General features: G+C 60.5%; 22 protein-coding genes. 15 read left to right on the forward strand and 7 right to left on the reverse strand.

The genetic code is table 11. The features are described from left to right. The first annotated feature begins 163 nt into the window (after window positions 1-163). A complete protein-coding gene (locus AO065_RS05130; protein WP_004885961.1) occupies window positions 164-970 on the forward strand; it encodes an SDR family NAD(P)-dependent oxidoreductase in 807 nt (268 codons plus the stop codon). Window positions 971-1,017: 47 nt separating this feature from the next. Continuing rightward, complete coding sequence (locus AO065_RS05135; protein WP_004885951.1) at window positions 1,018-1,314, forward strand: YciI family protein; 297 nt, start codon at window positions 1,018-1,020, stop codon at window positions 1,312-1,314. Here AO065_RS05135 and AO065_RS05140 read toward each other — a convergent pair. Next, complete coding sequence (locus tag AO065_RS05140) at window positions 1,293-3,380, reverse strand: hybrid sensor histidine kinase/response regulator (RefSeq protein ID WP_074454477.1); 2,088 nt, start codon at window positions 3,378-3,380, stop codon at window positions 1,293-1,295. The two genes, AO065_RS05135 and AO065_RS05140, sit on opposite strands and share 22 nt — an antisense overlap. Before the next feature lie 470 nt (window positions 3,381-3,850). Beyond that, window positions 3,851-4,741 (reverse strand): LysR family transcriptional regulator, encoded by an 891-nt coding sequence (locus AO065_RS05145; RefSeq protein WP_004885945.1) that lies wholly within the window; start codon window positions 4,739-4,741, stop codon window positions 3,851-3,853. Between the two features lie 167 nt (window positions 4,742-4,908). Between AO065_RS05145 and AO065_RS05150 the strand changes: the two genes are divergently transcribed. From AO065_RS05150 to AO065_RS05165, 4 genes are all read left to right on the forward strand, one after another. Next, window positions 4,909-5,991: a 4-oxalomesaconate tautomerase gene (locus AO065_RS05150; RefSeq protein ID WP_004885942.1), complete on the forward strand. Its 1,083-nt coding sequence runs from the start codon at window positions 4,909-4,911 to the stop codon at window positions 5,989-5,991. A gap of 59 nt (window positions 5,992-6,050) precedes the next feature. Then, window positions 6,051-7,355, forward strand: a complete 1,305-nt coding sequence (locus tag AO065_RS05155) for a dicarboxylate/amino acid:cation symporter (protein ID WP_004885939.1) — start codon at window positions 6,051-6,053, stop codon at window positions 7,353-7,355. 117 nt (window positions 7,356-7,472) lie between these two features. After that, window positions 7,473-8,777 carry a CitMHS family transporter gene (locus tag AO065_RS05160; protein ID WP_004885936.1) on the forward strand — a complete coding sequence of 435 codons (1,305 nt, stop codon included), beginning with the start codon at window positions 7,473-7,475 and terminating at the stop codon, window positions 8,775-8,777. An 85-nt stretch (window positions 8,778-8,862) separates the two neighbouring features. Then, window positions 8,863-10,113 carry an OprD family porin gene (locus AO065_RS05165; protein ID WP_032651993.1) on the forward strand — a complete coding sequence of 417 codons (1,251 nt, stop codon included), beginning with the start codon at window positions 8,863-8,865 and terminating at the stop codon, window positions 10,111-10,113. Between the two features lie 70 nt (window positions 10,114-10,183). Here AO065_RS05165 and AO065_RS05170 read toward each other — a convergent pair whose 3' ends face one another. After that, entirely contained in the window at window positions 10,184-11,635 is a 1,452-nt protein-coding gene (locus AO065_RS05170; RefSeq protein WP_004885932.1) for an NCS1 family nucleobase:cation symporter-1, read from the reverse strand. 346 nt (window positions 11,636-11,981) lie between these two features. Here AO065_RS05170 and AO065_RS05175 point away from each other — a divergent pair, with 346 nt between their 5' ends. Together AO065_RS05175 and AO065_RS05180 are read left to right on the forward strand one after the other, a co-directional pair. Then, window positions 11,982-12,701, forward strand: coding sequence for a GntR family transcriptional regulator (locus AO065_RS05175; protein ID WP_004885930.1), 720 nt, complete (start codon window positions 11,982-11,984; stop codon window positions 12,699-12,701). 10 nt (window positions 12,702-12,711) lie between these two features. After that, window positions 12,712-13,443 (forward strand): aspartate/glutamate racemase family protein, encoded by a 732-nt coding sequence (locus tag AO065_RS05180; RefSeq protein WP_004885927.1) that lies wholly within the window; start codon window positions 12,712-12,714, stop codon window positions 13,441-13,443. A 162-nt stretch (window positions 13,444-13,605) separates the two neighbouring features. On the opposite strand, the gene AO065_RS05185 is transcribed toward AO065_RS05180, so the two are convergent. Together AO065_RS05185 and AO065_RS05190 are read right to left on the reverse strand one after the other, a co-directional pair. Further along, the gene (locus AO065_RS05185; RefSeq protein ID WP_004885925.1) at window positions 13,606-13,830 is read right to left on the reverse strand and encodes a PLD nuclease N-terminal domain-containing protein; all 225 of its coding nucleotides are present in this window, start codon (window positions 13,828-13,830) and stop codon (window positions 13,606-13,608) included. An 18-nt stretch (window positions 13,831-13,848) separates the two neighbouring features. Continuing rightward, window positions 13,849-15,072: a zinc-dependent alcohol dehydrogenase gene (locus AO065_RS05190; protein WP_004885923.1), complete on the reverse strand. Its 1,224-nt coding sequence runs from the start codon at window positions 15,070-15,072 to the stop codon at window positions 13,849-13,851. 264 nt (window positions 15,073-15,336) lie between these two features. Here AO065_RS05190 and AO065_RS05195 point away from each other — a divergent pair, with 264 nt between their 5' ends. Further along, window positions 15,337-15,852, forward strand: a complete 516-nt coding sequence (locus AO065_RS05195; protein WP_004885921.1) for a YciE/YciF ferroxidase family protein — start codon at window positions 15,337-15,339, stop codon at window positions 15,850-15,852. A 151-nt stretch (window positions 15,853-16,003) separates the two neighbouring features. Here AO065_RS05195 and AO065_RS05200 read toward each other — a convergent pair whose 3' ends face one another. Next, entirely contained in the window at window positions 16,004-16,909 is a 906-nt protein-coding gene (locus tag AO065_RS05200) for a LysR family transcriptional regulator (protein ID WP_004885917.1), read from the reverse strand. A 105-nt stretch (window positions 16,910-17,014) separates the two neighbouring features. Between AO065_RS05200 and epsC the strand changes: the two genes are divergently transcribed. Genes epsC through AO065_RS05225 form a run of 5 tightly spaced genes read left to right on the forward strand, consistent with a single transcriptional unit; the run spans window position 17,015 to window position 22,277 of the window. Next, the gene (epsC, locus tag AO065_RS05205; RefSeq protein WP_004885916.1) at window positions 17,015-17,779 is read left to right on the forward strand and encodes a serine O-acetyltransferase EpsC; all 765 of its coding nucleotides are present in this window, start codon (window positions 17,015-17,017) and stop codon (window positions 17,777-17,779) included. 18 nt (window positions 17,780-17,797) lie between these two features. After that, entirely contained in the window at window positions 17,798-18,688 is an 891-nt protein-coding gene (locus AO065_RS05210) for a VOC family protein (protein WP_004885913.1), read from the forward strand. 14 nt (window positions 18,689-18,702) lie between these two features. Continuing rightward, window positions 18,703-19,593, forward strand: coding sequence for an NAD(P)-dependent oxidoreductase (locus AO065_RS05215; RefSeq protein ID WP_032651990.1), 891 nt, complete (start codon window positions 18,703-18,705; stop codon window positions 19,591-19,593). 3 nt (window positions 19,594-19,596) lie between these two features. Continuing rightward, a complete protein-coding gene (locus AO065_RS05220; RefSeq protein ID WP_004885909.1) occupies window positions 19,597-21,114 on the forward strand; it encodes an aldehyde dehydrogenase family protein in 1,518 nt (505 codons plus the stop codon). A gap of 5 nt (window positions 21,115-21,119) precedes the next feature. Then, the gene (locus tag AO065_RS05225; RefSeq protein ID WP_004885908.1) at window positions 21,120-22,277 is read left to right on the forward strand and encodes a M20 aminoacylase family protein; all 1,158 of its coding nucleotides are present in this window, start codon (window positions 21,120-21,122) and stop codon (window positions 22,275-22,277) included. Window positions 22,278-22,443: 166 nt separating this feature from the next. Here the strand turns inward: AO065_RS05225 and AO065_RS05230 are convergent, their stop codons facing one another. Continuing rightward, a complete protein-coding gene (locus AO065_RS05230; protein WP_004885905.1) occupies window positions 22,444-23,820 on the reverse strand; it encodes an L-serine ammonia-lyase in 1,377 nt (458 codons plus the stop codon). A 127-nt stretch (window positions 23,821-23,947) separates the two neighbouring features. Here AO065_RS05230 and AO065_RS05235 point away from each other — a divergent pair, with 127 nt between their 5' ends. Further along, complete coding sequence (locus AO065_RS05235; protein WP_004885903.1) at window positions 23,948-24,853, forward strand: LysR substrate-binding domain-containing protein; 906 nt, start codon at window positions 23,948-23,950, stop codon at window positions 24,851-24,853. The last annotated feature ends 143 nt before the right edge of the window (window positions 24,854-24,996 follow it).

The raw sequence follows: 24,996 nt of genomic DNA on the forward strand, positions 1-24,996 counted from the left end.
TCATTCTGGCGCGTTGCGCGAGTGTCAAAAGGCCGGTGCACGAGCAATCTGGTGTCACGGGCAAATGTGTCGGGCACTTGATGACTCATCAGGACCGCTTCGATGTCACAGCCCGCCGAGCAGCCTTACAACGGGCACACATGCGACTCTTCAGGGCATTCAGATGAAAAAGACAATGTTGATTACCGGCGCATCCTCAGGCTTCGGGCTGCTGCTCGCGACCCGGCTTCACGATCAAGGCTTCGAGGTGATCGGCACCAGCCGTCACCCCCAGAACCATGCGGGTCGTTTCCCCTTCAAACTGCTGCGTCTTGATGTGACCGATGACGCGTCCATCAAATTCTTTTTGGAGCAGTTGTTCGCGAACATTCCGCGCGTCGATGTGCTGATCAATAACGCCGGTTACATGCTGACCGGTATTGCCGAAGAAACCCCTGTCGAGGCCGCGCGGGAGCAGTTCGAAACCAACTTCTGGGGAACGGTCAAGGTGACGAACGCGTTGCTGCCGTTCATGCGCGAGAAGAAGGGCGGGCAGATCATCACGGTCAGCTCGATTGTCGGCCTGATAGGGCCGCCCAATCTGTCCTATTACTCGGCGTCCAAGCATGCGGTCGAAGGCTATTTCAAGTCGCTGCGCTTCGAGCTGGACCCGTTCAACATCAGTGTCAGCATGGTCGAGCCTGTCTGGTTCAAAACCAAGCTGGGGGTTAATGCCGTGGCGTCGAAAGGCCAGCAGATCGCGGCGTACGATCAGTACCGGCGCAGGGTGGACGCAGCCACCCAGAAGGGCCTGGACGAGGCGCAGGCGCCGGACGCGGTGGTGGAGAAAATCATCAGGCTGATAGGTGCCCGCAAACCGCCGTTTCGCAACCCGGTTGGCAAAATGTCGGGAATGATCGTGTTTCTGCAGCATCACGCCCCCAAAATGTTCGAAAGCTCGATCCTGAAAAGTGTGGCTTCGGCTCGATAGCCTGGACGCCACTGACACTATTCCTTCTATCTTGCAGGTGATCGCCCATGAAGTTCTATCTGTGCAAATACCTTCCGCCGCGAGCGGATTTTCTCGCCACGATGACTGATATCGAGCGCGCCCTGATGGCGCAGCATGGGGCCTATCTGAACGAGCTGCTCGACAAGGGCGTGATTGTCGCGCATGGACCGGTCATGGACGAGCAAGGTGGTTACGGCGTCTCCCTGTACCAGATCGACGATGATCAGGAGGTCGACGACTTCACATCACATGACCCGCTTGTCAGGCAAGGGGTAGGCCACTACGAGCACTACCCGATGCTTCACTTGAAGGCGCGTGGCTGACCCTGCTCATGGCCGCGCTCGCTGATCAGTTCCTTGATTCTGGACGCCAGTACCTCCAGCCCGAAGGGTTTGGTGAGTATCTGTGTCCTTGGTTGCAGATGGCAGCCGTCCAGAGCCGAGGTCTCGGCATAGCCGGTGATGAACAGGGTGGGCAGGGCGGGGCGTTTCGTGCGTGCGGCGTCGGCCATTTCCCGGCCGTTCATGCCACCGGGCAGGCCGACGTCGCTGATCAGCAGGTCGATGTGTATGTCCGACTGCAGGATCTCCAAACCCGCCTGCGCATCTGCAGCTTCCAGCGCGTGATAGCCTTCTGTTGAAAGCACCTCGACGACCAGCATTCGCACCGACGGTTCGTCGTCGACCACCAGCACCGTCTCACCGTGGTGGGGCAGCGGCGTTTCGTCACTGCTCTTGTCAGTGGTTTCCTGCTGCGCATCGGGAAGGTGACGAGGCAGGTGCATCACGATGGTCGTGCCCTGGCCTTCGACCGACTCGACCTTGATCTGGCCGCCCGATTGCCTCACGAAGCCATACACCATCGACAGGCCCAGACCTGTTCCCGCACCAATCGGCTTGGTGGTGAAGAACGGCTCGAATGCCTTGGCCACGGTCTCCGGACTCATGCCGGTGCCGGTGTCCGTCACGCGAATACTCAGATGATCGCCAGCCGTGATGCCGTGGTCCGGGTCGATGCATTCATCCAGCGAAGCGTTGGAGGTTTCGATGATGATACGGCCGCCATTGGGCATCGCATCCCGTGCGTTCAGACACAGGTTGAGCAGGGAGTTTTCCAGCTGTGCATGGTCGATCAGTGCAGGCCAGACCTCGTCTCCTGCGACAACTTGCAATTCGATGGACGGGCCGACTGTACGGCCGATCAGTTCTTCCATGCCGTGAATCAGGGTGTTCACGTTGGTGACTTCAGGAGACAGCGTCTGGCGCCGGGAAAAGGCCAGCAGACGATGCGTCAATGACGCGGCTCGTCGAACGGCACCCTGAGCCACGCTCACGTATTTGTCCACATCGGCCAGACGTCCCTGGGCCATACGGGTCTGGATCATTTCCAGACTGCCCGAAATGCCGGCCAGCAGGTTATTGAAGTCGTGGGCGATGCCGCCAGTGAGTTGTCCCACGGCGTCCATCTTCTGGGCGTGCCGCAAGGCATCTTCGACCTGTTCACGTTCGTGAATGGCCTGCTCGATGCGTTGTTCCAGCGTCTGATTGAGTTCCTTGACGGCCACTTCGGCCTGCTTTCTGGCCGTCACATCGATGGACGAGCCAATCAGGCCGATGACTTCCCCGTCGTCGTTGAGCAGCGGGGCCTTGGTGGACAGGAACGTGGCGGCCGAGCCATCGGGCAGGTTGACCTGCTCCTCGATCTGTTCGCTGGTGTTGTTGTCCATGATCCGGCGGTCGGTCTGCATGATGATCCGCGCCTGATCCTTGTCCTCCAGAAAGTCCATGTCGGTCTTGCCGATGAAGAATTCCGGTGGTTTGCCGATCAGCGTTTCCGTGCCGCGATTGGCGACCAGCATCCGGCCTTCCAGATCCTTGGCGTAGACAACGCCGGGAACCGCTGCGGTGAAGATGCGCAGCAGCGAGGTCAGACGATCCCGCTCCTGTTCGGCGGCGCGGCGCGCTTCGATATCCAGCAGTACGCCGGGGCAGCGTATCGCCTGACCCTCTGAGTCACGTTCTATACGACTGTTGGCTTCCACCCAGCGATAACCGCCATCCTTGTGCTTGACTCGATATTCGCAGCGGAAGATGTCGCCGCTGTCCAGGATGTCCTTGATGGCGTCTCCTACCCTGATCACGTCGTCAGGGTGGATAGAGGTCATCACGCACTCAAGCGGCAGGCCGTCGCGGCAGGTCTGCCTGGATAATCCGAAGGTGCGGGCAAAGCGCTCGTCAGCCACCAGCAGATCGCCGGGCACGTCCCAGATCCAGGTGCCCACGACGGCGCCCGAGTCCAGTGCCAGCTGCATCTGCTCGAAGTTTTCTTCTGTTGAAGAACCCGATTGTTCTGAATGTATTGGCCCCATGTCAGGCGCATCATTATTCATACGGTCGACTCGTTTACGCGCTTGGTTTGCAAGGCCTTATTCATCAGGCAGTTTTGCTGAGCAGAAGTTGTGCAATTTGAAAACTTTTGCGGCCATACGGCCTGACGTGAGCATCACTGACACGCGATCATTCCATAAATTGCGGACTAAGGTGATGTTAAAAGCACATCATCCGCTCATTGGTCCGGCAGCTCACAGGCGAATCGCCTTCGTCGACAGCACTCCAAGTCTTGAATGCCAGTTGCTGTTTGCGCATTGAGGTATCTATAAAGTGATCGGGTAGCTGAGGTCGGTCGATTGTCAGGCGACGTATCGCCAGCCTGCCTCAACACTGATCGTGCCCATCGCGTGGGCATGCCGCCCGTGACGCTCCGCGTCACACATGGCGCAGACCGCGAAATCAGTGAGCCGAGCGCATGGCTCAAGTCACCTTTTCGCCCCTCGGCGACTTATTCATAGTTCGCCAGCCGCTACTGCGGCCACTGCTCCAGCAGCATCGCGACGAATTTCTCGGCAGCGGGGGACAGGGATGCGCCGCGCCTCGAGACCAGGCCCAGGGTTCTGATCACAACCGGGTCAACCAGCGGAACGCTCACCAGCGTCGGATGATCGTCGGCCGGCATTGCCAGGCTGGGCATCGCAGAGATGCCGAGACCTGCCTCGACCATCCCCAGCGACGTGGACAAATGCTGCACCTCGTAGAACCACTTCGGACGCCAGCCCAATCCGGCCAATGCATGGTCGAGGATCATCCGGTTACCACTCAAGCGTCCTACACCGATCAGCCGATAGTCGCTCAGTTCGATCCAGGCCACGGATTCGCGCTGGGCCAGTTCATGATCACGTCGGCAGGCCAGCACGAATGGCTCTTTCACCAGTGGCACGAACTCGATGTCCGGATGCTGTCCGCTCATCATGTTGATGCCGAAATCTGCCTCGCCCCGCAGCACCGCTTCCAGACCTTCGTTGGCACTCAGGTCGAGCAGGCGGATGCGGATCTGTGGATAACGCTCGTTGTACAGCCGTATCACGCTGGGCAGGAAATAGAACGCAGCCGTCGGAATACAGGCGAGGGTGACCTGACCGATCTGACGTTCGGCCAGTTCGCGGATGTTGAGAATCGAATCCTCGAAATCATCCAGCAGCCGTCGTGCCTTGGGAAAGAAATCCCGGCCTACGCTCGTCAGACTCACCCGTCGCGTGGTGCGATCCAACAACGACGTGCCCAAGCCCTGTTCCAGTTTCTTGATGCGTCGGGTGAGCGCTGGTTGCGAAATGTGCAGCACTTCGGCAGCTTCGTGAAAGCTGCCAAGTTCGGCGATCTTCACGAAAGATCGGATATCCTGCAGTTCATATTCCAAGATTTATTCCCCGCTGCCGAGCATGAAAGGACAATATGCCGAGCTTACATTATTTCGTTAAGTGGAATAATGGCTACGATCTTTGCATTGGATAAAACACAAACATCCGTGTGACTCTTGCTTTCAACGCATCAATACTCCCAATTGATCACCAAGAGTCAGACTTTATGCAACCGATTCCCTGCGTACTCATGCGCGGCGGCACCTCCAAGGGGCCGGTATTCCTCGCCAGTGATCTACCTGTTTCAACGGCCGAACGTGACGAGCTGCTGCTGGCCGTCATGGGGTCGGGGCATGAACTGGAAATCGACGGCATTGGTGGCGGCAGTCCGCAGACCAGCAAGGTCGCGATTGTCAGTCCTTCTCCGCACGCCGACGCCGACGTCGATTATCTGTTCGTGCAGGTGATGGTGTCCCAGCGCCGCGTTGATACTGCGCCCAATTGCGGCAACATGCTCTGCGCCGTCGGGCCGTTCGCGGTCGAGCACGGGCTGGTGGCGGCGGCCGGTGATGTCACTCAGGTGCGGATTCGCAACCTCAACACCGGCACGTTCGTCTGCGCCGACGTCAACACGCCGGGCGGTCAGGTCAGTTATGACGGCGACACGCAGATCGATGGCGTTCCCGGTTCTGCAGCCCCTGTGCAACTGACCTTTCTCGATGCGGCGGGCAGCAAGACCGGAAAGCTGTTTCCGACCGGCCAACAGACCGATGTCTTCGATGGCGTACCGGTAACCTGCATCGACATGGCAATGCCGATGGTCATCATCGAAGCCTCGCTACTGGGCAAGCGCGGCGATGAAAGCCCCGCCGAACTGGATGCCGACACTGACTTCCTGCGCAAGCTGGAAGCGCTGCGGCTCAAGGCCGGTGCCGCGATGGGGTTGGGTGATGTCAGCGACAAAGTGATCCCCAAGCCGGTGCTGGTTTCACTGCCCAGCGCAGGCGGTACGCTCAAGGTTCGTTACTTCATGCCGCACAACTGCCACAAGGCACTGGCCATTACCGGCTCGATCGGTCTGGCAACGGCTTGCGTGAGTGACGCCACGGTGGTCGCGCAGCTGCTTGGCACCAGCGGCAACGAGCGCTTGCAGCAGGTACGAATCGAACACCCGAGCGGGGCCATCGACGTCGCCATGAGCTACGTCGGACCTGACCGGCAGACCATCCGGGCTTCGGTGGTGCGCACGGCGCGCCGACTGTTTTCCGGCGAAGTGTATGCGCCACTCGCTCAGCGACTGGCTGGCTAGGCCGCCTGACCTGATTATCAACTCCGCATCAGAACAACTCCAATAATGGGTGATGCCTCATGAAAATCGCAAAATCACTGTATTTCCAGATCATCTGCGCCGTGATCCTCGGGGTCCTGGTCGGACACTTCTGGGCGCAGCAGGCCGTCGCCCTCAAACCGCTGGGCGATGCGTTCATCAAGCTGATCAAGATGATGATCGCCCCGGTGGTGTTCTGCACCATCGTCACCGGCATCGCCGGCATGAGCGACAAACAGTCGCTCGGTCGGCTGATGAGCAAGACGCTGCTGCTGTTTCTGGGGCTGACGGTGGTCAGCCTGATCATCGGACTGGTCGCGGTCTACGTGTTCCAGCCCGGCACCGGCATGAACATCGATCCGGCAAAGCTCAGCACGGCGGGCCTGTCCCAGTACACCGAATCGGCGGCGAAACTGGGTGTCGTGGATTTCTTCATGCACATCATTCCCGAGACTTTCGTCGGAGCGTTCAACAAGGGTGAAGTATTACCGGTGTTGTTCATCGCAGTGCTGTCGGGCTTTGCCCTGTCGTCGCTGGGCGAGCGCGGCAAGCCGGTGCTGAATGTGCTGGAATCGGCTTCGCACATGGTCTTCAAGATATTTTCCTACCTCATGCGCTTCGCCCCGATTGGCGCGTTCGGCGCGCTGGCATTCACCGTGGGGCAGTACGGCATCACTTCGCTGGGGTCACTCGCCAAGCTGATCATGACCCTGTACATCGCCTGCGGTTTCTTCGTGTTTGTGGTGCTGGGCAGCATCTGTCGGGCCAACGGGTTCAGCCTTTGGAAACTGCTGCGCTATTTCCGCGAGGAGTTTTTGGTGGTGCTGGGCACCTCGTCAACGGAACCGGTCATGCCACGCATGCTGGAAAAACTGCAGGCGCTGGGTTGCAAGAAAGGTGTTGTCGGTCTGGTACTGCCAACCGGTTATTCCTTCAACCTGGACGGCACGGCGATCTACCTGTCGTTGGCGGCGGTGTTCATTGCTCAGGCCTGCAACATCGAACTGAGCATGACCCAGACCCTGACCATGCTGGCGATCATGCTGCTGTCTTCCAAAGGCGCGGCAGGCGTGACCGGCAGCGGCTTCGTTGCACTGGCCTCGACCCTGACCGTGATCCACGACATTCCGCTGGCGGGCTTGGCCTTGCTGATCGGCGTCGATCGGTTCATGTCCGAAGCCCGTGCGCTGACCAGTCTGGCAAGCAACGCGGTGGCAACTGTGGCGATCTCGCTGTCGGAGAACGCCTGTGACCGTCAGGTGCTGATGCAGCAACTCGACAACCGATCGACAGCCAAACGGCCTGCCCCGGAATGGGATGCGCCGCAGGTCGCCGAGCGGAGCTGATCCGGCCTCAACAACCTTCGACCGACACGTATCATCTGCCTTCGGGCCTCGCCATCGCGAGGCTCGACAGGCCTTGCCGTGCGCGTCGTTCATCCATAACAACAAGAGAATATTCCGATGCTTGCCTTCCTCGGCCTAGCCATGGTGGTGGTCTTCACCTACCTGATCATGTCCAAACGCCTGTCGCCCATCGTCGCGCTGACCTTGGTGCCTGTGGTCTTCGCCGTGCTGGGCGGTTTTGGCGGCACCACCGGCAAAATGATGCTCGACGGCCTGAAAATGGTCGCCCCGTCTGCCGCACTGCTGCTGTTCGCGATTCTGTTTTTCGGGCTGATGATCGATGCCGGTCTGTTCGATCCGCTGATTCGCAAGATCCTCAAGCGCGTCAACGGCGACCCGCTGAAAATCGCCGTCGGTACCGCGTTGCTGTCGCTGACCGTGGCACTGGACGGCGATGGCACCACCACCTACATGATCACCTGCGCGGCGATGCTGCCGCTGTACAAGCGCATCGGCATGAACCCGATGATTCTGGGCATCATCTCGATGCTGTCGCTGAGCATCATGAGCGGCATGACGCCCTGGGGTGGACCGGCCACGCGGGCCATTGCCGCGCTGGGGCTGGATGCCGGCGAGTATTTCATTCCGCTGCTGCCGACCATGATCGGCGGGGCTGCGTGGGTGGTGTTCACCGCCTTTGTGCTCGGTCGCAGCGAGCGCAAGCGCATCGGCAATGTACAACTGCAGAGCGGCGGTGGCGGTTGTTACATCGATGCCATTCTGGGCGACACGCCGCACAAACGGCCCAAACTGGCCTACGTCAACCTGGCGTTGGTGATCGTGGTGATGGTGGCGCTGGTCATGGGCCTGATGCATTCGGCGATCCTGTTTCTGATCGGCTTCGTGCTGGCGCTGATGATCAACTACCCGCAACTGGACATTCAGAAAGAGCGGATTCTGGCCCACTCCGGCAATGCCATGACCGTGGTCTTGCTGGTGTTCGCCGCAGGCATCTTTGCCGGGATTTTTTCCGGCACCAAGATGGTCGATGCCTTGGCGCAAACGCTGGTCAGCTGGATTCCGCCGGAGTGGGGCCACCTGTTCCCGCTGGTGGTGGCGATCACCAGCATGCCGCTGACCTTCGTGCTGTCCAACGATGCCTATTACTTCGGCGTGGTGCCGATTCTGGCCAACGCGGCAGCGGCCTATGGCATCAGCCCGCTGGAAATCGCCCGCGCCTCGATTCTTGGCCAGCCGGTGCACCTGATGAGCCCGCTGGTGGCGTCGACCCTGTTGCTGGTCGGCATGATCGACCGTGACATCGGCGACTTCCAGAAAGCCACCCTGAAATGGGCCGTGCTCACATCGCTGGTGGTCACGGCGTTGGCTCTGCTGACAGGCGCCATCAGCCTGTTCGTCTGACTTTAAACCCTCCCTGTGCATTCACGCGCCCTTGACCGGGGCGCGCGGATCACTGCGCCTCCAATAACAAGAACGAGCCATGAGCATGAACACATTTTTCCAGCGCACCGCCTTGCCTTCACTGCTGTTGAGCGTCGCCCCCTGGGTGAGCGCAGGCGGTTTCATCGAAGACAGCAAATTGAAGCTGCAATTGCGCAACGTCTATTTCAACGAGAACTTCCGTGACGAACACGGCCTGAGCACGCGTGCTGCGTTGACGGCCAAGAGCGAGCGGACTGAATGGGCACAAGGCCTGCTGCTGGATTATCAATCCGGGTTCACACCGGGTGTACTGGGTTTCGGCGTCGATGCTTCCGGCTTGCTGGGCATCAAGCTGGATTCCGGCAAGGGACGCAGCGGCACCGGCCTGTTGCCGGTCCACAGCGATGGCCGCGCGGCCGATGAGTTTTCCAGTCTGGGCGCCACTGCCAAGGTACGTCTGGCCAAGACCACCGTGAAATACGGTTCGCTGCTGCCCAAAACGCCGGTCCTGGTCTACAACGATGCGCGCCTGTTGCCGCAGGTCTATCAGGGCACCCAGTTCACCAGCACAGACATTGAAAACCTGACCCTGACGGGCGGGCGTCTGGATCAGTTCAAGTTGCGCGACTCGTCGGACAGCCGCTCGATCATCCCGGACGGCTTCAGCGGCAAGGGCTCGGACTTCACCTATGTCGGCGGCGACTATCGGTTCGGCAAGAACGTTCGTCTGAGCTACTTCTATGGCGAGTTGGAAGATTTCTATCGCCAGCAGTTTGCGTCCATTCAGCACGACCTGAAGCTGGGATCCGGCGTGCTGACCAGCGACCTGCGTTATTTCCACAGCGTCGATGCCGGTGCTGCGCGCAGCGGCAAGATCGACAACGACATGCTCAGCGGTCAGCTGACCTACGCGCTGGCCGGGCACAGCGTCGGGGCCGGTTATCAGGTGCTGAGCGGCGATGCGGGCCTGCCTTATATAAGCGGGGCGACGGTGTACTCGTTCAGTAACGTGGGCATCGGCAAGTTCATCGAGGAAGACGAGAAAACCTGGATGGTCAGTTACGGCTACGACTTCGCCCGCCTGGGTGCGCCGGGCCTGACGTTTTCCTCGCGCTACCTGCGTGGCGACAATGAGAAATCAGGTCCGGCGCAGTTGCGCGAGTGGGAATGTGACGCCGAGATTGCCTATGTGGTGCAAGGCGGTGCCTTCAAGGGGCTGGGTGTGAAGCTGCGCAACTATGTGTATCGATCCGATTTCGCCCGCGGACGCGACAGCAACCGGCTGTACCTGACCTATGACATTGCGCTTTGGTAATCAACACCGTTTCAGGAAAAGTACAACGCCTGGGCGAGCCAGGCATTGTACGTATTCGTTGAAGCCTTGATCAGCCGTGGCTGGCGGTCGGTGCCATGTTCGCAGCATGAACCGGCGAGCCTTTGGTCAGCCCGTAATACAGTACGCCGCCCAGAATGCAGCCAGTGAACCAGGCGAAGTTGGCGATGGGCTTGAACCAGGGAATGAAGGTGAAGCACAAACCGACCAGCGCAGTGAGCAGCAGTGCTTTCACAGCGACCCAGTTCACGCCGTTGGTGTACCAGTAGCGACCGCTCGGGGTGTCGTTGAACAGCGCATCGACGTCGATCTGCTGCTTCTTGATCAGGTAATAGTCCACCAGCAGGATGCCGAACAACGGACCGATGCAGGCGGCGAGTACGTCCAGGGTGTAGTGGATCACTTCCGGGTTGTTGAAGAGATTCCATGGGGTGATGAAGATCGAGGCCACGGCGGCGATCATGCCACCTGCGCGCCAACTGATGCGGCTCGGTGCCACGTTGGCGAAGTCAAACGCCGGGGACACGAAATTGGCAACGATGTTGATGCCGATGGTCGCGGTGACAAAGGTGAACGCACCCAGCAATACCGCAGTGGTGTTGTCGATGCGCGCCACGGTGGCAATCGGGTCGTGGATCATTTCACCGAAGATCGGCAGCGTGCCGGAGACGATCACCACGGTCACCAGCGAAAACGCCAGGAAATTTACCGGCAGACCCCAGAAGTTGCCGCGGCGTACGTCCGCCATGCTGCGGCAGTAGCGGCTGAAATCACCGAAATTCAGCGTCGGCCCGGAGAAGTACGAGACCACCAGCGCGATGGCCATGACCACCTGGCCGAATGCGGCCCAGCCCGACAGTTCTTTCTCGGCCAGCGTGAAGCTGATGTTGTCCCAGCCGGCACGCCAGACGATCCAGCCCGCCAGCGCGAACATCACGGCATACACCGCAGGGCCGGCCCAGTCGATGAAACGTCTGATCGATTCCATGCCGGTCCAGAACACCGCGGCCTGAACGACCCACAAAGCCAGAAAGCCGAACCAGCCCAGCCATGACAGGCCGAGAAAGGTCACGCTCTGATAGGCAGCCAGTTCCGGGAAGAAACGCAGCACCACGATCACCAGCGCGCTGGACGCCAGGTAGGTCTGGATGCCGTACCACGCCACTGCAATAAGGCCGCGAATGATCGCCGGAATGTTGGCCCCGAAGACGCCGAACGCCAATCGGCAAATGACCGGGTAGGGAACCGCAGCCTGCTGGCTGGGTTTGGCCACCAGATTGGCGATCACCTGAATGATGCAGATGCCGACCAGCAGCGCGATCAGCACTTGCCAGCTGGCCAGGCCGAGGGCGAACAGGCTGGCGGCGAAGACGTAACCACCGACGCTGTGCACGTCGCTCATCCAGAACGCCAGAATGTTGTACCAGGTCCACTTCTGCGGAACCGGTCCCAAATCATGGTTGTGCAGGCGCGGACTGTAGCCGGCCGGGCGTTGGTCTGTCATTGCGTTACTCCCTCGCTGAGTCGTGACGGGATCGGGGTACGATCGTTGATCTTTTTTGTATACGATCGTGTACGCAAGACATGTGCCATGCCGTGTTTTCAGTGTTCCGAATCGCCTGAAAGCCTTGACGTGTTAAGCGTTTTTTTCAGAAAGCTGACGTCCTGGTCAGCTCAGGCTGGTCGCCTCAAATGCACATAAACAGGGCGCTTTTGCGCGTTTTGAGTGCGGAAGTTATCGAGGCCAGGTGACACCGGTTTAATACTGTCGTCCAGATAGCGCTATTCAGCACCGGATTGATCGGGCACTATTCTTGTATACGATCTGCATGCCAAAGCGATGTGATGCCATGACCCGACCTTCCAGCGCCCCTCTGTTCATTGCCCCCGCTGCCGACGAAAAAGGCCGCGATGAGCAGATCTATCAGCACGTGCTGGAAGCTATCGTCGAACACAGGCTGGCGCCCGGCACACGCTTGCCGGAAGACGCGCTGGCAGAGGTCTTCGAGATCAGTCGCACCGGCATTCGCAAGGTGCTGCAGCGTCTGGCGTTGGAACGACTGGTGACGCTGCGGCCCAAACGCGGCGCGGAAGTCGCCCAGCCCTCGGCGCAGGAAGCGCAGGATGTGCTGGGCGCCCGACAACTGATCGAGCCTGCCTTGATGGACACCATCGCGACACGCGTCAGCGGTCAGCGTCTGGAAGCGCTGCGCACGCTCTGCGATCAGGAACACGCGGCCCAGCACGCCGGGCGTCACAGTGAAGCCATTCAGTTGTCCGCGCGCTTTCATGTGCAACTGTGTGCGCTGGCGGGCAATCAGGTGCTGACCGAACAGGTTGCGCAATTGACCACACGTTCGTCACTGATCCTCGCCGTGTATGGCTCGCGGCGCAGCGTCGGTTGCGACTGCGGCGAGCACGCCGACCTGCTGACCTTGCTGGAAGCCGGGCAGGGTGACGAAGCGCGGGAGTGGATGGCCGAGCACCTGCGTCGTATCCGCGCCAGCCTTAACGTGGATGAACCCGTCAGCGAGACGGTGGACTTCCACAGTATTTTCAAACGGCGCTGAAGGAGGCCCGGTGCGTATTCAAGTCATAAACCCCAACACCAGTGAAGCCATGACCCGCAAGATGGGCCTGGCGGCGGAAGCTGTCGCGCGCCCTGGCACGCAGATCATTGCCTGCACCCCGGCGGATGGTCCGGTGTCCATCGAGGGGCATTTCGACGAAGCCATCGCGACGCTGGGTGTCCTGGAAGAAGTACGCAAGGGCCGTGAGCAGCAGGTCGATGCGCATATTATTGCCTGCTTCGGCGACCCCGGTCTGCTGGCCGCCCGTGAAGCCGCGAGCGCACCGGTCATTGGTATCGCGGAAGCGGCGTTTCATGTCGCGAGCCTGATCTCAACCCGGTTTGCGGTGGTCACTACCCTGACTCGCACCCGGATCATTGCCGAGCACCTGCTTCAGCGTTATGGATTCAGTGACTTGTGCACGTCCGTGCGCTGCATTGATCTGCCGGTACTGGCGCTGGAAGAGAGCGGCCCGGAACTGGTCGAACTCATGGCCGAACAGGCGCGCAAGGCGCGCGATGAAGAAGGCGCGGGTGCCATCGTGCTGGGTTGTGGCGGGATGGCCGATCTGGGTCGGCAACTGAGCGAAGCCGTCGGCCTGCCAGTGATCGATGGCGTCGCAGCGGCCGTGAAGCTCGCCGAATCGCTGGTGGACCTGGGCCTGACCACCAGCAAACACGGCGACCTGGCAGACCCGATTGGCAAACCGTTCAAGGGGCGGTTCGGGTATTTGAGTCGTTAGTCATAGCGTCTATGTCCATTGCTGAAGCGGACGCAGAGCGTCCAGAGAGGCATTCCCACGCGGAGCATGGGAACGATCAAAGTTGGACAGTTGATGATCGTTCCATTCTGCGTGGTAACGCCGCCCAGGACGCTCCGCGTTCGCTCGAATGTGACGTGCCCATCACCCCTTGCTGTGCTCATTCGACGTCGGTGCCTCAACCACGCCACGCGGTCCGCTGACACCCCATATACCGGCGCCCACGATGGGCAGTGCCAGGATCAGGACTGTCCAGCCGATTTTGGTACCGGACGATTTGGTCGAGCGCCAGACGCTGTAAATCAGCCATGCATCCAGTGCCAGAACGATGATCACTGCCGCGATCCAGAACACGTTAAACGCTTCCATGATGTACCTCCTTCTTTGTCACAACGCTGGAACACCCGTCAGTGAGTCAGGCACCGTCACGGGGATGTCGTTGCCGCCCGGCGTCAGGATGACCTTGCGGCAGTCTTCTTCTTTCTTGTCGAAAATCTTGTAGGCCGTCGCGGCCTCTTCAAGCGACATGCGGTGGGTAATGATCGCCTCGGGTTGCAGGCGGCCGGTCTCGATGTAGTCCAACAGTTCAGGCATGAAACGCTGTACATGGGTCTGGCCCATCTTGAACGTCAGGCCCTTGTCGAAGGCATCGCCGAACATGAAGCCGTGGATAAAGCCCGCGTAAACCCCCGGCACGCTCACCACGCCGCCGCGCCTGACGGTCGCGATGCACTGACGCAGCGCCTTGCCGCTGCTGCCTTCGAGCTTGAGGGTGGCGAGTACCGTTTCGGTGGTGCTGCCCTTGGCTTCGAAGCCGACTGCGTCCACGACGCCGTCCACCCCACGCATGCCTGGTGTCTGGCGAATGATGGTGTCGGCCGCGTCGTCATCCTCATCGAAATTGATCGGAATGACGCCATAGGTCTGCTGTGCATAAGCCAGGCGATAGGGATGGTGATCGACCATGAAAATCCGTTCCGCCCCCAGCATTCGGGCGCACGCCGCGCTTAGCAGACCGACCGGGCCCGCTCCGTAGATCGCAATGCTTGAACCCTGGCCGATGCCGGTGTTGGTCACGGCCTGCCAGGCGGTCGGCAGGATGTCGGAGAGAAACAGCACCTTCTCGTCCGCCAGCGTACCGGGCACCTTGAACGGACCGGTATTGGCCTTGGGCACCCGCACGTATTCAGCCTGCCCGCCGGGAATGCCGCCGTACAGGTGGCTGAAACCGAACAGCGCGGCGCCCGGTGGAATGGACTTCTTGTTGAGGATCGCGCCGCGTCCGGTGTTGGTGGTTTCACAGGCTGCAAACAGGTCCTGGTTGCAGAAAAAGCATGAACCGCAGGCAATCACAAAGGGAATGACGACCCGGTCGCCACGCTGCACGGACGTCACTGCCGAGCCGGTCTCTTCCACGATACCCATGAACTCATGACCGAAAATATCGCCATGCTCCACGGTGGGAATCTTGCCGCGATACAGGTGCAGGTCCGAACCGCAGATCGCGGTCGCCGTCACCCGCAGAATGATGTCATCGGCCTGCTGTATTTCCGGGTCCGGCACGGTATCGACTTTGACATTGTGTGCGCCGTGGTAGGTCAACGCTCTCATGGGAAGTCCTCTGTCTGATCGGGAAGTCTGATCTGTTACTTCTGATGAGCGGATTCCTGGTTTTTTGGTTCAGCGAATTTGTTCGAGGCGGGACTAACGGTCGCTCTCTGGCATTGATTACCGCACGCACATGCTGTTCGTCGGCTTGTTGATTGTCCGGCGTGAACGGCCTGTCGGGGCCTCAAGTCGACAGACTGACGGGCGAGAAATGAGGCCGTTCGCCTGAGTCGATCCGAATCTGGATTCACTGACACGAGGTTTCCGATGAGCACATCCAAAAAGAACACGATCAACGACCTTTTTATTCACGAGCTTTCTGACATTTACAGCGCTGAAAAACAGATCCTGAAGGGACTGTCGAAGATGGCGCGTGCATCGACCAATCCGACATTGGCGCAGGCGTTCGAGTCGCACAGAGAAGAGACTCAGGGCCAGATCGAACGCATAGATCAAGTGATCGAGATGACTGAGTTGAAGCTCAAACGGATGAAGTGCATTGCCATGGAGGGATTGATCGAGGAGAGCAAGGAGCTGATCGACGAAATTGAAAAGGGCCCGGTACTTGATGCGGGACTGATCGCCGCCTGCCAGAAAGTCGAGCATTACGAAATTGCGGGGTACGGCACACTTGTGGCAATGGCCAAACATCTGGGCATGAACGAGGCTGCAGAACTGCTGGCTGAAACGCTTGAAGAAGAAAAGTCAGCCGACGAAAAGTTGACCGCAATCGCCGAACAAGGTGGCAATCAGGCAGCAACAATGGACAGTGAAAGCCGATAAATCACACTTGATCTTGCGGGAGAGACGCGACGTATTGTGGGAGGCGGCTTGCCGGCGATGAATGACGACGCGATTTTTCTGACATACCGCGTCGACTGCATCGCCGGCAAGCCGCCTCCCACGACTCCAGGTTCGCAGCGCACATTCGCGTTTAATGCCTGAACGCAGGCATATCCTGCAGCAGCATCCCCATCAACCGGCTGGCACCCACGCTGAGTTGACGGCCCAAGCGACTGATCAGGTGCGTTTGCGGGCTGCTGAACACTTCGTGCTGCAATGTCAGTGCCCGTAGTTTTCCGCTGTTGATTTCCTCTTCCACAACAAAGGTCGGCAGCAGCGTGACGCCACCCTGCATGGCGAAATGCTTGAGCATGGCGAAGGTGTTGCAGGTCAGGGTCGGCTCGAGCGTGACGCCCAACTGGTGTTCGGCTTCCAGAAGAATCTGGCGAATACCGTACGAAACAGCGGGCAGTGCCAGGCGGTATTCAGCCAATGCCTTGAGTTCGATGGGACCTGGTTGCTGTGTTAGCGGATGATCCGGTGCGGTCACCACACAGACCGGCTTGCGCTGGTGGGCGTGGGAACGGATTTTGGGGTCGGCGGCCGGGTTGAAGACCAGACCGATGTGCGCCTCATCCTCGACCACCTGACGGATCACTTCGTTGCTGCCGCAGACATTCACGATCAGCTCGATTCGCGGGTACAGCGCCGAAAACTTCGCCAGCGGCTGCGCCAGGCTTTCCAGAAAACCCTCCCCGGAGACCAGCGTCACCGAGCCGCTATGCAGGCCGCGCAGTGCCTGGATGGAATCCAGCAGGACTTCCTGTTGAGTCAGCCGCTGGCGGTAATAGGCCAGCACCTTGTCACCGGCTTCAGTGGGCTTGACCCCGCGTCGATGGCGCTCCAACAGCGGCGAACCCAGCTCCAGTTCCAGTTGCGCGATCTGGCGGCTGACCGCTGAAGGCGCGACATTCAGAAAGTCCGCCGCTGCCCGCACGCTGCCCAGCCGCACAGCTTCGAAGAAATAAAGGATCCGACGATCCTGCACCAGACTCATTGGCTGTCCTGTGTTGCGCTCAAGGCAACATAAATTCGATTTTTGGATTATTGCTGAGAGGGGAGAACGCTGTCCATACTCGATCATCAGCACAAGGGAACGCGTATGAAGGCTCTTTGGCAGCGCCTGCGGGAGCAGGCAAAACAGTTGGGTGAGCGTAACCCGATACTGGGCCGTTACGGACAGGATCGAGTGCTGGCCCATGTGTCCTTCGAGACTGCACTGGCTGCCAGTCTGGCCAGGCAGTTGCAGAGCCACGCACCAGAAGCCGATCTCGCCAGCTGGTTCGGCGGCGTCCTTCAAGCGCATCCCGAGATTGCCGAATCGGCAGCGGCCGACATCGACCATTTGGTGGTCGTCAACCCGGCCTGTCCCGATCACCTCACCGCCTTCCTGACCTTTCGCGGCATCCAGGCCGTGCAGGCGTATCGCATCGCTCATGCGTTGTGGAACGACGGCGATTTTCAAAGCGCAGTTCTGCTGCAGAACTGGGCGGCCAATACCTGGGCCATCGACATTCATCCCGCCGCGCGTCTGGGCAAGCGCCTGTTCGTCGATCACGGCATGGGTCTTGTGATCGGTGAAACCGCTGTGGTCGAGGACGACGTCAGCCTCTGGCATGGCGTCACCCTGGGCAGCACGCTCAGCGAGGCAGGCGACCGGCACCCCAAAATTCGTCGCGGTGCGCTGATCTGCGCAGGCGCCACGGTGCTCGGCAACATCGAAGTCGGCGAGCGCGCCATCGTTGCCGCTGGCGCGGTGGTGCTCAAACCCGTGGAAGCCGGTGTCGTGGTGGCTGGCACGCCAGCCAAAGTCATCGGCAGGGCGCCGGATTCACTGGCGACCTTCACCAGCAAATCTCAGGTCTGATTCAGGGAGCAATCGCATATGGCTGCCGTCGCCCAGTTTCCACAAGGCATCGATCATCCGCTGGTCACTGTCCGTGATCACGCCGCCACGCTTGAGTTGTATCGTCGGATGGGCTTCGCGCCGTCGCCGGTCAGCTATCACCCGTGGGGCAGCGTGACTTCGTTGATGATGTTCAAGAGCAACTTCATCGAGCTGATCGGCATTCACGATGCGTCGCTGTTCGGCACCGGCTCGGTCAATGGCTTCTGCTTCGGCCGCCAGTTGGGCGAGTTTCTGGATCGCGGCGAAGAGGGCGTTTCGCTGGTCGCGCTGCACAGCCAGGATGCCGACGCGGATCATGCGCGGCTGATGCAGGCCGGTTTGCCGAGTCAGGGCCGAATCGACTTCCGCCGCGCCATGACTTTACCGGACGGACGTCCTGACGAAGCGGTGGTTTCGCTGGGGCTGTTCATCGACCCGCAACTGCCTGACGCCTCGAATTTCATCTGTCATCAGCACCGCCCCGAACTGATCTGGGTGCCGGGCTGGCAACAGCATCCCAATGCGGTGGACGGCATTGTCAGCGTGACGTATCTGGCCGACCCCGCTCAGCTTGAACCGCGCTGGCGTGCAATTTACGGCGATGCGGTGAGCTGGCAGGGCAACGTGTTGTTCGCCGACACCCGATGCGGCGTGTTGCGCGCCATGGATGCGACAGCGGCCGCCCGGCATTACCCCGATACGCCGCTGCCACAAGTCCATCGCGAACGACCGCATGCCATCGCCATCGGCCTGCACACCACCAGCCTCGACACCCTGCGCGCCATTCTTGCCGAGCACCACGTGCCGCATCAGCAGGCGCCCGGACGCGTCATGGTCGAGCCGCAGGCGGCAGGCAACGTCATTCTTGAATTCGTACAAAACCTCTAAGCGAGATGCAGAACATGACTTTGAAAACAGGCGTCATCGGACTGGGCAACATGGGCGGCGGCATGGCCGCGACATTGGCAGGCAAGGGCTTCGATGTCAGTGGATTCGACCTGTCGCAGACCGCGCTGGCGACGGCCGAAAGCATAGGCGTGAAGCCGGTTGCCGACCGCACGCAGTTGATCCAGAGCGTGGACATTCTGATTCTGTCGTTGCCCAAGGCCGAGCATGTCGAGTCTGTCTGCCTGGGCGCCGGTGGCATTCGCGAAGTGGGCCACGAAGGGTTGATTGTGGTCGATACCACCACCTCGACGCCTGAGATGAGCCGCAAGGTTGCTGCCGAACTGGCCAAGGCTGGAATCGCCTTCATCGACGCCCCGGTGTCCGGCGGCCCGAAAGGCGCGGCCACCGGCACTATGTCGATGGTGATCGGCGCTGAAGAGGCTGATCTGGCGCGGGCCATGCCGGTGCTGGAAGGCATGAGCGGCACGCGGGTCCACGTCGGTCAGTGTGGCGCGGGCAACGTGGCCAAGATCGCCAACAACATGCTTGCGGCCTGCCACCTGATCAGCACCGCCGAAGCCGTCGCGATGGCGGCCAAGGCAGGCGTTGACCCGGAAAAACTGCTGCAGGGCTTGAACGCCGGTTCCGGCCGCAGCGGCGCGACGCAAGTCATGTTCCCCACCTGGGTGTTGAACAAGGCCTACGACTCGGGCTTCACCATGGGCCTGATGCGCAAGGACGTCGGCCTGGCCAGCGACCTGGCGGACAGCCTGGACATGGACCTGCCGTTGTCCCGAGTCGTCGCGCAGTTGTGGAAAGCCAGCAGCGAGACGCTGGCCGATAACGAAGACTTCTGCGCCATCGTGCAACGCACCGATGCCAAACTTTACGGTCACGGAGAATAAGTGATGAGCACTGCAAAAATCCTCGAACTGATGCGCCCTTACTGGGGCGATCGCAGTGTCATCGCCAGCTACGTGGGCGGTGAGTTCATTCAAGGCCATGGCGCTCCGGTCGAAGTGCGCAATGCCCATGACGACAGCCTGTTGCTGAGTTTTCCGGACGCCGACGAGTCGCTGGTCGAAAAGGCCGACAACGCTGCGAAAGCCGCGCAGGTTCAGTGGTGGGCGTTGACGGCGCAGGCGCGTGGCCGCGCCATGTATCAGGTCGGTAACCTGATCCGTGAAGCGCTGGAAGACCTCGCCCAGATCGAATCCCTGACCGCCAACAAGCCGATCCGCGACGCGCGCGTCGAAGTGCTCAAGGTTGCCGAGATGTTCGAGTACTACGCCGGTTGGGCTGACAAGTTGCACGGCGAAATCATTCCGGTGCCGACCACGCACCTGAATTACGTCACCTACGAGCCACTGGGCACAGTGTTGCAGATCACCCCGTGGAACGCGCCGATCTTCACCTGCGGCTGGCAGATTGCACCGGCCATTGCGGCGGGCAACGCGGTCATCCTCAAACCTTCGGAACTGACGCCGCTGAGTTCGCTGATGGTCGGCGTATTGATCGAACGTGCCGGTGTGCCCAAGGGGCTGGTCAATGTGATCGCCGGTTTCGGCCACTCCATCGGGCAGGCGTTCATCGCCAGGGCCGACATTCGCAAAGTCGTGTTCGTCGGCTCCCCCGCAACCGGTCGCCACATTGCCATCGCGGCGGCACAACGCTGCATTCCGGCGGTGCTGGAACTGGGCGGCAAGTCGGCCAACATTGTGTTCGAGGACGCCGATCTGGAGGTCGCCCTGCGCGGTGCTCAGGCGGCAATTTTCTCCGGGGCAGGGCAGAGCTGCGTGTCGGGTTCGCGTCTGCTGGTGCAGGCGTCGATCTTCGAAAAATTCACCAATGCGCTGGCCACCGCTGCGACCCAATTCAAGGTCGGTGACCCGAGCGACCCGGAAACCCAGATCGGGCCGATCAACAACGCCAAGCAGTACAACCACGTGAAGACCATGGTCGAGCGTGCCTTGAAAGACGGTGCCAGGCTGGTCGGCGAGCACGCAGACCCGATCCCGGAAAAGCCCGGTTATTACGTCAACCCGACCGTTCTGGCGGGCACCAATGACCTGTACTGCGCTCAGGAAGAAATCTTCGGCCCGGTGGTCGTGGCCATTCCTTTCAAGGACGAAGAAGAGGCGATCCGCATCGCCAACGACAGCCGTTTCGGCCTGGCGGGCGGCGTCTGGACCCGTGACGTGGGCCGTGCGCACCGTGTGGCGAAACAAGTGCGTGCCGGTACGTTCTGGGTCAACGGCTACAAGACCATTCACGTCAGTTCGCCGTTTGGTGGCTACGGTGAAAGCGGCTATGGTCGTTCTTCAGGGCTTGATGCATTGCGCGAATACAGCGAAGTGAAAAGCGTGTGGGTCGAGACCGCTGCCAAACCCGCCGCCAGCTTTGGTTATGGCGCGAGCCTGGAGTGAATCACATGAGTATTTCCAAAACATTGATCGAAGAAGCCACGGTCTGGCGCCGCACCATTCATGCGGCCCCGGAGCTGGGCTTTCAGGAGCAGAAAACTTCCGACAAGGTCGCTGAACTGTTGAGCAGCTTTGGCCTTGAGGTCCATCGCGGCCTCGGGGGCACCGGCGTGGTCGGCACCCTGCGCACCGGCGACGGCCCGACCATCGGCATCCGCGCCGACATGGACGCCTTGCCGATTCAGGAACTGGGCGACAGCGCGCACAAGTCTGCGCATAAAGGCTGCATGCATGCCTGTGGCCATGACGGTCATACCGCCATTCTGTTGGCCACTGCCAGGCATCTGTCCGAAACACGGCGCTTTCGCGGGACCGTGCATTTCGTCTTCCAGCCTGCCGAAGAAAACCTCGGCGGCGCACAGCGCATGATCGAAGACGGATTGTTCGAGCGTTTCCCGATGGAAGCCATCTACGGCCTGCATAATTGGCCGGGCGTGCCCGCGGGCAAAGTGGTGGTCAATCCGGGGCCGATGATGGCCTCGCTGGACACCTTCGAGATCACCCTGACCGGCAAGGGCAGCCACGCGGCCATGCCGGACAAGGGCAACGACCCGATCGTGGCCGCCGCCGAACTGGTGCTGGGTCTGCAGACCATCGTGTCCCGACGTCTGTCGCCGCTGGATTCAGCGGTGGTCAGCATCACCCAGTTCAACGCGGGTGAGGCCATCAACGTGCTGCCGGAAACGGCTGTGCTGCGTGGCACCGTTCGCTGCCTGCAAACCCCGGTGCGCGAGAAGGTCCAGCAATGGATCGGCGAGTTCGTCGAGCGTCTGCCAATGGCTTTCGGTGTGCGTGGCGAGCTGGTCTACAACGTCGGTTATCCGGTGACCGAAAACCACGTCGAAGCCGCCGCAACGATTCGTCGTGCCGCCGTCGCCGCCGTCGGTGAAGCCAACGTGCAATGGGGCTGCAACCCGTCCATGGCCTCGGAAGACTTCGCCTTCATGCTGCACGCCTGTCCGGGCGCCTACATCTGGATGGGCGTTGACGGCGAAAAGCCTTCGGCGGCGCTGCACAACCCGTACTACGACTTCAATGATCAGGTGATCGAGCCGGGCGTGAAGGTGTGGACGTCATTGGTGGAGCAGTGCCTGCCAATGGCGTGATGGATGCGAATCGCTGAGAGGCAGCGCAGGTTGCTGACACAGCGCTGTCCTCTCGGCAAACATTGAACTGTGGGAGGCGCCACTACGTCGAAGACGTGCTGGCGCCTCCCACAATAGATCCCGTTTATTAAGTGGTTCGCGAATAACCCGCAGAGCTGCAGGCAAATCAACACTCGATCAGATTGACTGCCAGACCGCCGCGTGAGGTTTCCTTGTACTTGTCGTGCATGTCCGCGCCGGTGTCGCGCATGGTGCGGATGGCATGGTCGAGCGAGATGAAGTGTTCGCCGTCGCCACGCAGGGCCATCTGCGCGGCGTTGATCGCCTTCACGGCGGCAATCGCGTTGCGCTCGATGCACGGCACCTGAACCAGTCCGCCGACCGGATCGCAGGTCAGCCCCAGGTTGTGTTCCAGGCCGATTTCGGCAGCGTTTTCCACCTGCTCGGGCGTTGCCCCGAGAATCTCCGCCAGGCCTGCAGCGGCCATGGCGCAGGCCGAACCCACTTCACCCTGACAGCCCACTTCAGCGCCCGAGATCGAGGCGTTTTTCTTGCACAGAATGCCGACAGCGGCAGCGCTCAGAAAGAAGCGCACCACGTCGTCATCGTTGGCCGTGGGTTTGAATTTCATGAAGTAATGCAGCACGGCGGGCACGATCCCGGCCGCGCCATTGGTCGGAGCCGTCACCATGCGGCCACCCGCAGCGTTTTCTTCGTTGACCGCCAGCGCGAACAGGTTGACCCACTCCATGGCGCTGAGGGTCGAGCCGATCACGTTCGGGTTGTCGAGGTTTTGCAGGCTCTGATGCAGGCGATAGGCACGACGACGTACGTTCAGACCGCCAGGCAGTATGCCCGTCTCGAGCAGACCTTTGTTGACGCAGGCCTGCATCGCGGCCCAGATGACCATGATGCGCGCGCGGATTTCTTCTTCGCTGCGCCAGACCTTTTCATTCGCCATCATCAGTTCGGAGATGCTCAGGCCGTGGGTCTTGCACAGTCTCAGCAATTGCGCGCCGCTGGAAAAGTCGTAAGGCAGAACGGTGTCATCGGCATCCAGCACGCCGCTGGCCGCCTGTGCCGCGTCGATCACGAAACCGCCGCCCACCGAGTAGTAGGTCTGCTCGTACAGCTCGCCCGACTTGCCATACGCGCACAACGTCATGCCATTGGGGTGGTAGGGCAGGCTTTCTTCGAGCAGGCACATGTCGCGTTCCCAGACGAAGGTGATCGGCTGTTCACCGGCCAGCAGCAGTTGACCGTCGGCGCGCAGCGCGTCGATGCGCTGGTTGACCTGGCTGGGGTCGATCTGGTCCGGCCGTTCACCCATCAGCCCCATTACCGTCGCACGATCACTGCCATGACCGATGCCGGTCGCGGACAGAGAGCCGTACAATCGCACCTCAACACGTTCTACGCTGTGCAAACGATCCTGGTTGCGCAGGTCAGTGACGAACAGCGCTCCGGCCCGCATCGGTCCGACGGTGTGCGAACTGGACGGCCCGATGCCGATTTTGAACATGTCGAAGACGCTGATAGCCATCACGGAGGTCCTTCAAGTGAGATGATGCAGAGGAGTTGAAACTCCTTCTTTCTGGCTTTCATCTTTGGCTTCGGCGGTCGAAACGACAAACGATTGTTCCTATGCAACGCTTTAGCGGAACTCTTCAATGAGCAGAATTTTCAACGCACAGATGCACGCCTGGTTACAGGTCTTCGCCTGTGCGGCACGACACCTTTCCTTTACGCGCTGCGCCGAGGAGCTGCACGTCACGCCGGGCGCCATCAGCCAGCAGATGCGTCAGCTTGAAGAACGGCTGGGCTTTGCGCTGTTCCACCGGGTCGGGCGCGGCCTGGAGCTGACCGCCGAAGGGCAGCGTCTGGCGGTGGTCGCCAACGAGGTGCAGAGCCGCATCAGCGAAGAGCTGCGCCTTTTGTATTCCGGTCGGATCGGCGGGGTGTTCAAGCTGCGCTGCATTCCATCGTTTCTGAGCAAGTGGCTGATGCCGCGCCTGCCACGGTTGCAGGAAGCGTTTCCGGACATTCAGCTGCGGATCATTGCCGAAGACAGCAGTGGCTCGTTGCGCGATGACGACTTCGACCTGGCCATCGACCTGAACGACGGCAGCTATCCGGGCCTGTCGACCACGCCGTTGCTGGAGGAAGAACTGTTTCCGGTGTGCTCGCCCAAACTGCTCGAAGGCAAACCGCCGCTGGACACGCCCAGCCAGTTGGTGCATTTCCCGCTGCTGCACGACATCACGGCCTGGCGCGGCAGCTATGAATACGCAGAGTGGGAGTTTTACCTGACTGCGATTGGTGCCGATGGCATCGACGTGCGCCGCGGCCACACCTTCAACCGCAACCACCTGACCATCGACGCCGCCCGTATGGGCATGGGCGTGGCCATCGCCCGCAAGGCACTGATCACCGATGAGCTTGAACAGGGCTCGCTGATCGTACCGTTCGGACAGCCGATCAAGGCCCGCAAGAAATATGTACTGGCTTACCGCGAAGGCGCTCTTAATACCCCGGCACGCCGTGCGGTGCATGACTGGTTGGTGAATGAGGCGTGAAACTGATCGTGCTTATGCTCTGCGCTCATCGTTATACACAAGTCCGCAAGACGCGCAAAACGGGGGGCAAACCGAAAGTGACTGACTGAATGCATACCCCGTGGGAGGCGGCTTGCCGGCGATGGCGTCCGTTCAGTCACTGA

It is taken from the genome of Pseudomonas viridiflava (genome assembly GCF_001642795.1).
GTDB lineage: Bacteria > Pseudomonadota > Gammaproteobacteria > Pseudomonadales > Pseudomonadaceae > Aquipseudomonas > Aquipseudomonas viridiflava.

Coding starts and splice junctions, on each gene's coding strand:
- AO065_RS05130 (WP_004885961.1), top strand. CDS start 164: ATGAAAAAGACAATGTTGATTACCGGCGCATCCTCAGGCTTCGGGCTG.
- AO065_RS05135 (WP_004885951.1), top strand. CDS start 1,018: ATGAAGTTCTATCTGTGCAAATACCTTCCGCCGCGAGCGGATTTTCTC.
- AO065_RS05140 (WP_074454477.1), bottom strand. CDS start 3,380: ATGAATAATGATGCGCCTGACATGGGGCCAATACATTCAGAACAATCG.
- AO065_RS05150 (WP_004885942.1), top strand. CDS start 4,909: ATGCAACCGATTCCCTGCGTACTCATGCGCGGCGGCACCTCCAAGGGG.
- AO065_RS05155 (WP_004885939.1), top strand. CDS start 6,051: ATGAAAATCGCAAAATCACTGTATTTCCAGATCATCTGCGCCGTGATC.
- AO065_RS05160 (WP_004885936.1), top strand. CDS start 7,473: ATGCTTGCCTTCCTCGGCCTAGCCATGGTGGTGGTCTTCACCTACCTG.
- AO065_RS05165 (WP_032651993.1), top strand. CDS start 8,863: ATGAACACATTTTTCCAGCGCACCGCCTTGCCTTCACTGCTGTTGAGC.
- AO065_RS05170 (WP_004885932.1), bottom strand. CDS start 11,635: ATGACAGACCAACGCCCGGCCGGCTACAGTCCGCGCCTGCACAACCAT.
- AO065_RS05175 (WP_004885930.1), top strand. CDS start 11,982: ATGACCCGACCTTCCAGCGCCCCTCTGTTCATTGCCCCCGCTGCCGAC.
- AO065_RS05185 (WP_004885925.1), bottom strand. CDS start 13,830: ATGGAAGCGTTTAACGTGTTCTGGATCGCGGCAGTGATCATCGTTCTG.
- AO065_RS05190 (WP_004885923.1), bottom strand. CDS start 15,072: ATGAGAGCGTTGACCTACCACGGCGCACACAATGTCAAAGTCGATACC.
- AO065_RS05195 (WP_004885921.1), top strand. CDS start 15,337: ATGAGCACATCCAAAAAGAACACGATCAACGACCTTTTTATTCACGAG.
- AO065_RS05200 (WP_004885917.1), bottom strand. CDS start 16,909: ATGAGTCTGGTGCAGGATCGTCGGATCCTTTATTTCTTCGAAGCTGTG.
- epsC (WP_004885916.1), top strand. CDS start 17,015: ATGAAGGCTCTTTGGCAGCGCCTGCGGGAGCAGGCAAAACAGTTGGGT.
- AO065_RS05210 (WP_004885913.1), top strand. CDS start 17,798: ATGGCTGCCGTCGCCCAGTTTCCACAAGGCATCGATCATCCGCTGGTC.
- AO065_RS05215 (WP_032651990.1), top strand. CDS start 18,703: ATGACTTTGAAAACAGGCGTCATCGGACTGGGCAACATGGGCGGCGGC.
- AO065_RS05220 (WP_004885909.1), top strand. CDS start 19,597: ATGAGCACTGCAAAAATCCTCGAACTGATGCGCCCTTACTGGGGCGAT.
- AO065_RS05225 (WP_004885908.1), top strand. CDS start 21,120: ATGAGTATTTCCAAAACATTGATCGAAGAAGCCACGGTCTGGCGCCGC.
- AO065_RS05230 (WP_004885905.1), bottom strand. CDS start 23,820: ATGGCTATCAGCGTCTTCGACATGTTCAAAATCGGCATCGGGCCGTCC.
- AO065_RS05235 (WP_004885903.1), top strand. CDS start 23,948: ATGAGCAGAATTTTCAACGCACAGATGCACGCCTGGTTACAGGTCTTC.